The sequence below is a fragment of the Sorangium sp. So ce363 genome, assembly GCF_051520435.1.
Taxonomy (GTDB): domain Bacteria; phylum Myxococcota_A; class Polyangia; order Polyangiales; family Polyangiaceae; genus Sorangium; species Sorangium cellulosum_B.
This window is the reverse complement of sequence record NZ_CP150333.1, coordinates 4,819,812-4,831,703: the sequence shown is the minus strand read 5'-3', so window position 1 is coordinate 4,831,703 and position 11,892 is coordinate 4,819,812. Positions and strand designations below refer to the sequence as shown.

The 11,892-nt window shown below is 69.9% G+C and carries 6 protein-coding genes; all 6 read right to left on the bottom strand.

The genetic code is table 11. The features are described 5' to 3' along the window. Nucleotides 1–73: 73 nt before the first annotated feature. A complete protein-coding gene (locus tag WMF12_RS18370; protein WP_437872855.1) occupies nucleotides 74–1,144 on the bottom strand; it encodes a catalase family protein in 1,071 nt (356 codons plus the stop codon). 23 nt (nucleotides 1,145–1,167) lie between these two features. After that, nucleotides 1,168–2,949, bottom strand: a complete 1,782-nt coding sequence (locus WMF12_RS18365) for a di-heme-cytochrome C peroxidase (protein ID WP_437872854.1) — start codon at nucleotides 2,947–2,949, stop codon at nucleotides 1,168–1,170. A 602-nt stretch (nucleotides 2,950–3,551) separates the two neighbouring features. After that, nucleotides 3,552–5,960: a glycoside hydrolase family 31 protein gene (locus WMF12_RS18360; RefSeq protein WP_437872853.1), complete on the bottom strand. Its 2,409-nt coding sequence runs from the start codon at nucleotides 5,958–5,960 to the stop codon at nucleotides 3,552–3,554. Beyond that, on the bottom strand, nucleotides 5,957–8,098 hold the full coding sequence (locus WMF12_RS18355; RefSeq protein ID WP_437872852.1) for a peptide ABC transporter substrate-binding protein: 2,142 nt from the start codon (nucleotides 8,096–8,098) through the stop codon (nucleotides 5,957–5,959). Before WMF12_RS18355 ends, WMF12_RS18360 begins: the two co-directional genes overlap by 4 nt. Nucleotides 8,099–8,276: 178 nt before the next feature. Further along, the gene (gene galE / locus WMF12_RS18350) at nucleotides 8,277–9,293 is read right to left on the bottom strand and encodes a UDP-glucose 4-epimerase GalE (protein WP_437872851.1); all 1,017 of its coding nucleotides are present in this window, start codon (nucleotides 9,291–9,293) and stop codon (nucleotides 8,277–8,279) included. Between the two features lie 122 nt (nucleotides 9,294–9,415). Continuing rightward, nucleotides 9,416–11,845: a peptide ABC transporter substrate-binding protein gene (locus tag WMF12_RS18345; RefSeq protein ID WP_437872850.1), complete on the bottom strand. Its 2,430-nt coding sequence runs from the start codon at nucleotides 11,843–11,845 to the stop codon at nucleotides 9,416–9,418. Between the last annotated feature and the right edge of the window lie 47 nt (nucleotides 11,846–11,892).

Sequence of the window (11,892 nt, the reverse complement as noted above, 5' to 3'; positions counted from 1 at the left end):
GTCGGACGGTGAACTCGCGGCGAGCCCTATCAAGAACGACGTGCAACGGCTCGGCGGAAGGTAGCCGAAGCCGTCACGGAAGCTCGGTCGGCTCGGAGCGCGGCAGGCCGTTCATCTCGTGCCGCAGCTTCGACACCGCTTCGTAGGCCGCCCGCCGGGCGCGGTTCATCGAGCCGAGCGGCCGGTGCTCCGGCAGCGCATGCCAGGGCGTGAACGACAGAAGTTCGGCGAGCGCGAGGTCCTTGAAGTCCGCCGGGTTCTGCTTCGGGATCCGCAGGATGGCGACGCGCCGGAACGACGAGAGCTCCTCGCTCCAGATAATCGTCGAGTTTTCGATGGGCATCTTCACCGGGTCGGTCTGCTGCTGCACCATGAAGTCGAAATAGACGTCCTCGCGCTTGAGCTGCTCGAGCAGCACCTCGCGCAGGAAATCCGGTCCCGGATTCTCGGGCCTCGGATCGCCGGTTCGCGAGACCGGCTTGGCCGAAAACTTGATCGCGCCCGGTCCGAGCTTGTAGGGGACCTCGCTCCAGTACTGCGACTGAAGCGGATTGTTGAGGACCTGGGATGCCATGAGCGCACTCAGCCTGTCGATCTCCGGGTGCGCTCGCATGTACGCGGCGCGCGCTTCAGGGCCCTCCGCGACGGCCCGGAACAGCTCCAGGTAGTCCTTGAGGTTGCTCACGGCAAATCCCGGGAAGTTGATCATGATGAAGTCCTGGGTCTTCTCGTGCTTCTCCGCTGGAAGGAGCTTCTCCCCTTCGACCCCCAGGAGTTTGATGGCCATGCCCCGCGGCTCCGGCTCCGTGTCCGGCTTCACGTTGGTTCCTCCCGCGGAAAAGCGAACGAGCGCATCGAACTTGCGGGGCGCCTTGAACACGCCGTACCGGAGCTCCTTCGGCAGGTCGTCGAGCACGATGAGCTCCGCCTTCACGACGGCGAACGTCTTCGGGTGGGCGTCCCGGCGGACCGGGCGCACGCCCGGCGGATACTGCTTGCGGATGATCCGGAGCGTCTCTTCCTTGATCGCGTCGATCAGCGCAGCCTCGTTCGGCTCGAGCGTCTCCTCCGCGATCCCGAGCGACGGAATGCTGGCCGTGCGGGTGACGCACCCCGGACAGGAGAGAAACAACCCGATCGCCACGGCACTCCTCCAGAACGACGTCTTCATTCGGTACCTGCCGGCCCTGCCTGGTAACCCCCAGGGTGTTTGACGTGGTAAAAAGTCGGATCCTTCCAGGCGGCGATCGGGTCTTTCGGTCCGCCGAAAGGCGCGATCTGGCGTGGCTCCTCGGGGAGGATCTTCAGGTACTCGATGATCGCCCAGCGTTCCTCTTCCGAGAGCCGCCTTCCGATGACTCCGTCGCCGACGGGGCCGTCCTCGAACGAGTGGCCGGCGTTCGAGTTGCCGACCAGCGTCGTGTCGAAGAGAAACTTGCCGGAGGCTCCCGACGTGTCCACGCCCACCTTGACGGGATCGAACTCGCGCCCGAGGTAGAAGCGCTTCGAGCGGTCCTTCGCGGGGATGAGGAGCTCGTAGAGGTTGGGGACCGAGCCGTTGTGCAGGTAGGGAGCGATTGCCCACATCCCTTCGCTGGGCGCCGCCTTGTACAGGCCGTTCGGCGGCACCGGCTCGGTCTCGTTCCGGTAGCCGGTCACGTTCTCGGTCTGCTCAGCGCTCAGGCCGAGCTTCGCGAGGGCTTTTTCGGTCACGCCCGAGACCGCGGTCACGAGAACGACGAGCGCGGGCGCGATGCTCTGCCCTTTGTGGGGAGGGGGAAGAAACGGAGCGAGGGCGCCCGAGAAAACGGTCGGGTTCAGGCCGTAGGCGAGATTCTGCACCTGGGTCGGGTCGGTGCCGATGGTCTTCGCCGGAATCAATGCGTTCTCGATGAAGCGCATGCCCTTCCGCTTCGGCTCGCCCCACCGATGGGGCCACTGCGAATGGCACTGGGCGCATTCCTGCCGGAAGAGCGCCTTTCCGGCCGCCGCTTTCACGCGGTCTATCTTTCCCAGGACCTCTTCGGGCCAGCGTGGCGGCGCGAGACGCCGCAGGAGACCCTCCATCGCGATCTGGCCGTTCATGTCGGCGGTCGTGTCGAACAGGCCTTCCTCGGGAGTTTTCGCCGTCAGGTTGGCTTTCACCCACAGCCCCATCGACTCGCCGATGTTGCGGGACAGGGGAAATTGCTGGGTGCCACGCCAGCCGATCCACGCCGACTGCGGCGCATTCCAGAGAAAGGGCCACTTCACCGGAGCGTTCAACGCCATCCAGTTCTCGGGATACCCTAGAGAGTTCGCCACCACCTGATTGTGGACGAGATTGAGCGCGTCCATCCGGCCCGGCCCGACCCGGGTCGAGGTGCGGAGGTACCGGCTGCGGATAGCGTGGACCTCGGCGGCGTTGGCCGCCAGGCGCTCGCGCAGGTTGCTCGCGGGGATGCGCCGCTGGAGACGGGCGAACTTCCCCGGGTCCTTGTTCGCCGCTTGTAAGGCGTCGTCGAGCCCTTCGAGAAAGGCGAAGAGATCGAGCGTGTGGTTGAAGCCGCCGTCGATCCGGATGCTCGTTCCGCGGTACTCGAGCTGGCCGTTGTGGCAGGCCGCGCAGGAGATCCCCGCCCAGTCGCCTTTCCACCGGCCTTCCTTGACCACCGTTCTCGTCCATCCGATCGGAAGTCCGTCCGGGTTGCGCCGACGATCGGCCGGCTGAGGAACGAGGCCGTACCTCACCATGTTCTGGTCGGCACGGAATGATCGCTCGCTTCCGGCTTCCTCGAGGTGCAGGAAGATGTCGTACGACATCAGCGCCGAGCCCTGCGAAGTCCGGTAGTAGATCTGCCGCTCGTCCTCGGTCCAACCCTGATCGAGCAGCACGACGTTGGCAGCGGCGAGTGTCGGTGTCGCCAGGACGACGAAAGCCGAAGTGGCGAGGTGCCTCAGTCCCATCATTTCATCTCCCGTTCAGGCGCAGCAGACGATGCAATCGGCGGACCGGCCGCGCGCGGGCACGGGCATGCTGCGCGGTGGCATCTCTCTAAACGCAGCAACAACCGCTACGCTCGCGGGGCTCCCTGCGTGCCGTAGCCTGGAAATAAATGAGGGTCCTCCGGCAAATCTGTGGGTCCAGAAGCGGACCCGAGGGCCGTGGACTTGTGGCGTCAGGCCCCTGGATCGCGTGGAGAAGGGGGCATTCGCAGGCCTGGCCCCACAGGGTCCACAGCCCCGACGACGACGTTGAAGGCGAGGATTTGTCGGAAGGCGGCGACAATTTATCATTGTTCTATAAGGGGAGCGAGGAGCCGTCCGTGAAGAAGTATTTTTATTACCACCTTCACCAATCCACGCCGGGAGCGTAGGAAACGGTAGGCCCTGTGCTCGGGTCAAGCTCGGATAAAATAGACTATCTAACCCGTCGAGCGACTCGTCGAGCTGCCATGCTCGGTGCGGGGTGCAGAGAGCGCTTGCCCAAGGCACACCTCTGCAGCCACGGCCGCTGCGAGCGCTGGTGATGCAGGCACTTCAACAGCAGCGTGCTTACGGCGCCGCCGCGATCAGGACACCTTGAGCTCGATCCGCTGCCAGTCGGCCGCGACCTCGATCTCGACGCCCCCGTCGATCGCGCGGTGCGACCTGGCCCCGACCACGGAGCGCGGCGCCGGCACGCCGTGGACGCGGATCGTCTCCACCTCGCGCGCGAGCGGCAGATCGCCCGTCGCGCTGCGCTCGAGCGAGAACATGGCGCCGTCGAAGCCGCCCTCGATCCGGGTGGCGCGCGACGCGCCGTGGCCGTCGCCCTCGTCCTCGACCAGGCGGCCGCTCACGCGCTCCGCCGCGTGGACGTGCCACGTGATCTCCTCCCAGCTCGCGCTCGTCGTGTGCATCCGAGGCGCGGTGAGCGCCACCGCGCCTCCGGCGCGCAGCCACACGGGGACCACCCCGAGCGGCGCATCGGCGATCACGTGCCGCCCGCCCTGATCCACGCTCCCCGCGCGCTCCAGGTTCGCGAAGTCCATCCATGCGCCGGCGGGCAGGTACACCAGCCGCTTCGACTGCCCTGGCCGCACCACCGGCGCCACGAGCAGATCGCCGCCGAACAGGAGCTGATCGAAGGCGTGGAGCGCCTCGGGATCGTCCGGCGCCGCGAAGGACAGCGGCCGCAGGACCGGCAGCCCCGTCTCCGCCGCCTCGTGCATGAGCGTGTACAGGGTCGGCAGGAGCCGGTAGCGCCGCTCGAGCGCCGCGCGCGCGAGGCCGAGGTACGGCTCGCCGAAGCGCCAGGGCTCCTGCGCCGGCCTGCCCCTCGCCGCGTGGTTGCGCATCAGCGGATAGAACAGCCCCGCTTGCATCCAGCGCACGAGCAGCTCGCCGTTCGCGCGCCCCGTGAAGCCCGGGATGTCCGCGCCCACGAACGGCACGCCCGAGAGGCCGAGGCCGATCAGCATCGGGATGGACGCTTCCAGGTGCGTGAAGTTGCTGGCGAAGTCGCCCGTCCACACCGCGGCGTAGCGCTGGATGCCGGCGAAGGCGGCGCGCGTCAGCACGAAGGGGCGCCGCTCCGGCGCCTGGCGCGCGAGGCCCTCGTGGGCGGCCCGCGACATGCCGAGTCCATAGACGTTGTGGACCTCGAGGTGGCGACGGGCGCCGTGGCGCGCGTCGTCGGGGAGCGTGCTGCCCTCGATGGCGCCGAGGCCCGCGGCGCGCCCGCCGCTCGGCGCCGGCAGGCCCCTGTCGGGGCGGACGGAGAAGCACGCCGGCTCGTTCATGTCGTTCCAGATGCCGGCGATGCCCGCGTCGACGAACGGCTTTTGCAGATCACCCCACCAGCGCTGCACCTCCTCGCGCGTGAGATCGGGAAAGACCGCCGGATCGGGCCAGACCTCTCCCACGAGGGGGCCGCCGCGAGGCAGCCGGACGAGGTAGTCTCGCGCTCTCGCCTCCTCGTAGACGGCATATCCCTCGTCGGCCTTGATCCCCGGGTCGACGATCGTCACCAGCTTGACGCCCTCGGCCGCGAGCTCGCGCGCGAGCCGCGCCGGGTCGGGGAAGCGCGAGCGGTCCCATGTCCAGACCCGATAAGCATCCATGTAATCGATATCGAGGTGGACCACGTCGAGGGGGAGGCCGCGCGATCGGTAGCCGCGGACGACGCCGCGCACGTCGTCCTCGGTCTCGTAGCCCCAGCGCGACTGGTGCGCCCCGAGGCTCCAGAGGGGCGGCATGGCCGGGCGCCCGGTGAGCGCGGCGTAGCGCCGGAGGACGTCGGCCGGGTGCGGGCCGGCCAGGAGGTAGACGTCGAGCTCGGGGCCCCGCGACTCCCATTCGATCCGGGTCGGGTCGTTGAGGGCGATATCGACCTCCGAGCGCCACGGCTCGTCGAGGAAGAGGCCCCAGGCCACCCCGCCGCGGAGGGCGATGAAGAAAGGAATCGAGGCGTAGAGCGGGTCGGACTCCACGTGCGGCGGGAAAGCGTCGGTGTTCCAGAACGTGAATCGCAGGCCGCGCTTGTCGAGCGGGCCGACCTTCTCGCCGAACCCGAGGTAGGCCTCGCCCGGCGGCGCCGCGAGCGAGAGCCTGGAGCGGAGCTCGTCCACGGGGAACGCCGGCCGGACCTGCCCCGAGACGGCCTCGCTGCGCGCGAGGGCGCGGCCCGCGGCGTCGCTGAAGATCCATGTGCCCGAGGCGAGCGAGACCTCGAGAGAGGCGCCCTCGGCGCTCACGTGGAGCGTGTCCCCCTCGCGGCGCGCGGAGAGCGGCAGCGCGCCGTCTGCCACCACGGCGAAGGAGTGTTTGGGCGGCAGCTCGGGGTGAGTGAAGCTGGTCACCGCGGACGAGGGGGCGTGCCGCACGCGCAGCACGCCGGGGCCTGGACAGCGGATCTCGACCGCGGCGCGGGCGCCCCAGAGGAGCACGTGCGTCGCGCCGATCGAGGCGTCGGTGAGGAGGCTGCGCGCGCCCGTCATGGCCCCCCGAGCCGCCCCGGCGGCGGCAACTCCAGCACGGGCGGCGGCTCCCCGGCCGGCCCCTTCTGCCAGTCCGGGTCGATCCAGAGCCATTTGATGAGCTGCGTGTTCCGCGCGTTGGGGATGAACCCCCTCACCCACGGCTTCACCAGGGTCGGCTTCTCCTCGAAGTAGAGCGGTATCCTGCACATCCCGTCGAGCGCCCGCCGCTCGGCCGCGCGGAAGCGCCGGATGCTGTCCCTGGGATCGGCCGTCGCGGCCGCCTCGCCGACCGCCTTGTCGAACTCCGCGTCTGCCCAGCCGGTCCGGTTCTGGGGGCTCTGCGACAGGAACGTCCCGAGCCACGTCTGCGGATGGTTGTAGTCGGCCAGCCAGCCGAGCCGGATCACCTGGAAGTTGCCGTCGCGGAGGTCCTTGAGCATCACCCGCCACTCCTCGCTCCGCAGCGTCGCGGAGACCCCGAGGTGGCGCTTCCACATGTCCTGGATGGCCACGGCGACCTGCGCGTGCCCCTCCCCCGTGTTGTAGAGGATCTCGAGCGGCGGAAACCCCTTCGCCCGCAGCTCGTCTCCCGCGCGGACGACCTCGTAACCGGCCTCGGCGAGCAGCGCGCGGGCGCGCGCCGGGTCGTGGCCGACCTCGGGGCTCGAGAACGGATCCACGCCGCGCGCCCTGTCCTCCGCCGCCTGCTCGGCATAGCCGGATCCGGTGATGTCGGGCACGTAGTGGGTCGCCGGCTTCCCGAGCCGCGTGATCTTCTCGACGAGCTCCCGCTTGTCGATCGCGAGGTTCAGCGCCCACCGGACGCGCGGATCGTCGACCGGCGGCTTCCTCGTGTTGAGCTCGTAATACACCGTGGAGAGGAACTCGCTGCGCCGGAGATCCTTCTTCCCGGACAGCCAGCCGCGGTGGTCGTACGGGAGCTCGCAGTTGTCTCCCAGGTAATCGATGTCCCCCGCCTTGTAGAGCTGCAGGGTGGCGTTGTACTGGGCGATCTCCATCCAGACGATCCGGTGGATCCTGAGCGCGTCGTGGCCCCAGTACGCCGGGTTCCGGTTCATCGTGATCTCGTACCGGAACTTCCACTCGTCGAGCCGATACGGCCCGTTGACCACCAGGTTCTCGGGGCGAAACCAGAGCTCCGGCTCGCCGCGCGCCTCGAACGGCTCGACGACGTCGCGGCGCACCGGGAACAGGGTGACGAAGCTCGTGAGATCGGTGAAGTACGGCGTCGGCTGCTCGAGCTCGACGTCGAGGGTCAGGTCGTCGCGGGCCCGCACGCCCACGGCGGTGTCGTCCTCCGCGAGCGAAGACGTGGCGACGAACCCGGTCGCCCCTCCGGAGCCGGAAGGCGGCGCGGCGCGAGCGCCCGCCGCGGCGGGGTCGTACGTCGGGAGGCTCGCGTGAGGCGCGACCAGCGCGTACGCGGCGCCCTCCACGGGCGCGAGCAGGCAGCCCGGGAGGAAGCCGCGGCCCGCTGGCCCCTCGATCTCGAACCAGCGATCGGCCGCGCCATTGCAGGCGACCGGCGGCCCGGCCGCGAGGAGCGCGACCTCGGCGCCCCGCCACCCGCCGCCTGGGGTGGCGTCGCGCGGCGCGGGCGGCGGGGTCGCGCCGGCCGCGTCGAACGAGAGCCGCTCGCCGGCGCCGGTCGCCTCGTCGGGCTCGGCGTACGTCACCGAGGTCACCCCGGTGGGCGGCGCCGGCAGGGGCGCCACCGCCGACGTCACCCGGGCGGGCGACTGGCCGAGCACGACCACGAACGCCCCCTTGGGCAGCTCGAGCGCGGGCGGCGCGTCGGGACGAGGCGCGCGGCGCAGCGTCGCGCCCTCGCGCAGCGCCTTGAGCTTGCCCAGGTTGAAGAGCTCGCCGTTCTTGAGGACGTGCAGGTTCGTCGCGGCGAGCGAGGCCGTCGACGGGCGCAGCACGCGCTTCCACGCGTACTCGAAGTCGTGCGCCGTCACCGGCTTGCCGTCCGACCAGCGCGCCTCCGGCCGCAGGTGGAACCGGAAGAACCGGTTGTCGTCGCTCCGGTCCCAGCGCGCCGCGACCCCCTGCGCCGCGTGGAGATCGCCGGGCGCGTAGCTGGTCAGCCCCTCGAACATCTGGTGGAGCAGCGTGATGCTCACGGAGTCCACGGCCTTGCCGGGATCGAGGTACTCCGGCTCGTCGCCGTTGTTGACGTAGAAGGTCGTGACGTCCTTGCCGACGCGCGACGTCGTCCCGACGTAACCCTCGGTCTCGCTCGCGCAGGCCGCGAGCGGGCACGAGAGGGCCGCGAGCAGGAGCGCGCTATCGCGCCTCAGATCCGCGGCCCTAATCGGCGAACCCCTTCGGGTTCTGCTCTTGCCAGCGCCAGCTGTCGCGGCACATGGTCTCGAGATCGCGCTCCGCGCGCCAGCCGAGGAGCTCGACCGCGCGCGTGGGATCCGCGTACACCGAGGCGACGTCCCCGGGGCGGCGCGCCACGATCTCGTGGGCGACGCGCCTCCCGCTGACCTTCTCGAACGCGGCCACCATCTCCAGCACCGAGTGTCCCCGCCCGGTGCCGAGGTTGACGGTGAAGCTGTCGCCGACGGTGAAGATGCGGTTCAGCGCGGCGAGGTGCCCGAGCGCGAGGTCGACCACGTGAATGTAGTCGCGCACGCCGGTGCCGTCCGGCGTCGGCCAGTCGCCCCCGAACACCCGGAGCTTGTCGCGCCGCCCCACCAGGACCTGCGTGATGAACGGCGTCAGGTTGTTCGGGATCCCGTTCGGATCCTCCCCGATGAGCCCGCTCTCGTGGGCGCCCACGGGGTTGAAGTAGCGCAGCGACCCGAGCGACCAGCCCCCGGTGGCCGCCACGTCGCGCAGGATCTGCTCCACCATGAACTTGGACTGCCCGTAGGGGTTGGTCGGCCCGAGCCGGCTCCCCTCGTCGAGCGGCACGCGCTCGGGATCGCCGTACACGGTGGCGGACGAGCTGAACACCAGCTTCCGCGCGCCCCGCGCGTCGAGCGCCTTGAGCAGGCACACGGTCCCCGCGACGTTGTTCTCGTAGTACGAGAGCGGCTTCTCGACCGACTCGCCGACGGCCTTCAGCCCCGCGAAGTGGATGGTCGCGTCGATCGGTTGCTCGGCGAGCAGCCGATCCAGGAGCGCCGCGTCGCGGATGTCGCCCTGGATGAACGTCACCTGCTTCCCGGCGATCCGCTCCACCCGCTCCACCGCCGCCTTGCGGCTGTTGCAGAGGTTGTCGAGGATCACCACCCGGTAGCCCGCGTGGAGGAGCTCCACACAGGTGTGCGAGCCGATGTAGCCCGCGCCTCCGGTGACCAGGATCGTCTTGCTCATGTCGTTCTCCCGAGAGGGTCTGTGCCGCGCTCTCGTCGATGAGGCCACGCCACAGGCCGGCGCGTCAACGGGGACCTCACGGCGCGGCCGGCCGGCCGGCCCAGCGGTGCCGTCAGGGCGCGTCAGGGCACGCCTAGCCGCCCCGGCGCCGGGAACTCGAGCTCCGGAAACGCGGTCTCGTTCGACGGGTTGTCGCGCCAGCTCGGGTCGTTCCACAGCCACTTCACGAGCTGCACGCCGCGCGAGTTGCCCTTGAACCCCTTGACCCACGGCTTCACCAGCGTCGACTTCGTGTAGAAGTAGAGCGGCAGCTTGGGCATGCGGTCGAGGGCCCGCTTCTCCGCCTTGCGGAACGCCCGGATGCTCTCCTTCGGATCGGCCGTCGCCGCGGCGGCGCGCATCAGATCATCGAACTCCTGGTCGGCCCATCCGGTCCGGTTCTGCGGGCTGTACGAGAGCAGCGTGCCGAGCCACGTCGCCGGGTGGTTGTACTCGCCGATCCAGCCGAACCGCACGACCTGGTAGTGACCGTCGCGCACGTTCTTGAGCATCACCTTCCACTCCTCGTTCCGCAGCGTGACCGAGACGCCGAGGTGGCGCTTCCACATGTCCTGGACCGCGACCGCGATCTGCTTGTGGCCCTCGCTCGTGTTGTAGAGGAGCTCGAGCGCCGGGAAGTTCTTCGCCCGGTACCCGTCGCCCTCCCGGACGACCTCGTACCCTGCCTCGGCGAGCATCGCGCGGGCGCGCTCCGGGTTGAACGCGACCTCCGGCGACGAGAACGGATCGACCCCGAGCTTCCTGTCCTCGGCGACCGCCTCGTCGTAGCCCGATCCGGTGTAGTCCGGGACGTAGTGCGTGGCCGGCGTCTGCCCCGCCCGCGTGACCTTCTCGACGATCTGCCGCTTGTCGACCGCGAGGTTGAGCGCCCAGCGGACGCGGGCGTCGTCGACCGGCGGCTTCTTCGTGTTGAACTCGAACCAGTAGATGGAGAGGTACGGGTACCGCTGGAAATCCCGCTTGGTCGACAGCCAGTCCATGTGCTCGGCGGGGAGCGAGGTGTTGTCGCCCAGGTAGTCGAGATCCCCCGCCTTGTAGATGTTCATCGTGGCATTGTAGAGCTCGACCTCCAGCCACACGACGCGGTGGATCTTCAGCTTGTCGTGGTTCCAGTACATCGGATTCCGCTTCATCGTGATCTCGTAACGGAACTTCCACTCATCGAGCGTGTAAGGGCCGTTGACCACGATGTTCTCGGGGCGGAACCAGAGCTCGGGCTCGCCGCGCTTCTCGAACGCCTCGATCACGTCCTTGCGCACGGGGAAGAGCGTCACGTAGCTCGTGAGATCGGTGAAGTAGGGCGTGGGCTGTTCCAGCTGCACGTCGAGCGTATGGTCGTCCCTTGCCCGGACGCCGACAGCGCCGTCGTCCTCCACGAGGAGCGCGTCGGGCACGAAGCCCACGGGGGGCTCGCCCTGGGCGGCGCTGCCGGAGGGCGGCGCCGCGGCGTCGTACGTGGGGAGGCTCGTGTGCGGCGTGACGACGGCGTACGCCTCCGACCGGGGCGCGGCGCCCGCGCTCTCCTTGCCCGGGTTGCCGGCGTTGCCCGCGGGGGGGACGAGCGCGCAGCCCGGGAGGAAGCCGCGCGCGCCGCCCCGCTCGATCTCGAACCACCGGTCGGCGGCGCCGTTGCATTTGCACGGCGGGCCCACGCGGACGATGTCGACGACGGCGCCCTGCCAGCCGCCGCCGGGCGCCGAGCCGAGCGGCGCCGCGTCGCCCCCTGTCGCGCCGCCTCCTGCCGCGCCGAACGAGAGCCGATCGCTTGCGCCGCCCTTCCCGTCGCCCTTCGCGAACGTCACGGCGGCGGATCCCTCCGGCAGCGCCGCGAGGGGCGCGATCGCCGTGTCCACCTGGATCGGCGAGCGCGCCAGCACCACGACGAACGCCCCCTTCGGCAGATCGAGCGCGGATGGCGCGTCGGGCCGGGGGGCCGCGCGGAGCGGCGCGGCCTCGCGCAGCGCCTTGAGCTTGCCGAGGCTGAACAGCTCGCCGTTCTTGAGGACGTAGAGGTTCGTCGCGGCGAGCGACGCCGTGGAGGGGCGCAGCACCCGCTTCCACGCGTACTCGAAGTCGTGCGCCGTGACCGGCTTGCCGTCGGACCAGCGCGCCTCCGGCCGCAGGTGGAACCGGAAGAGCCGGTTGTCGTCGCTCTGCTCCCAGTGGGTCGCGACCCCCTGCACCGGGCGGAGGTCGCCGGCGCCGTAGGTCGTCAGCCCCTCGAACATCTGCTGCACCAGCGTGGAGCTCGCCGAGTCGTTGGATTTTCCTGGATCCAGGTACTCGGGCTCGCTGCCGTTGTTGATGTAGATCGTCTCTGTGTCCTTGCCGACGCGCGCGGTCGTCCCGGCATACCCGCCTTCGCCCTCGCTGCACGCCGAGAGCGCGAGGATCGCGAGCCCGAGCGCCGCGGAGGCGCCGCGCGCCCCGCAACCGGCGCTCCCGCCGCCCCCCGCGCCGCCGGCACCTCGTCGCTCCGAAGCCCGTCGCATAGCGCGCGCGTAGCACGGCGCTCCGGGGGCAGGAAGACAGGGGTGGT

Bases quoted from the DNA above. Each gene is read 5' to 3' on its own strand.
- WMF12_RS18365 (WP_437872854.1), bottom strand. From the start codon at position 2,949: ATGATGGGACTGAGGCACCTCGCCACTTCGGCTTTCGTCGTCCTGGCG.
- galE (WP_437872851.1), bottom strand. From the start codon at position 9,293: ATGAGCAAGACGATCCTGGTCACCGGAGGCGCGGGCTACATCGGCTCG.
- WMF12_RS18360 (WP_437872853.1), bottom strand. From the start codon at position 5,960: ATGACGGGCGCGCGCAGCCTCCTCACCGACGCCTCGATCGGCGCGACG.
- WMF12_RS18345 (WP_437872850.1), bottom strand. From the start codon at position 11,845: ATGCGACGGGCTTCGGAGCGACGAGGTGCCGGCGGCGCGGGGGGCGGC.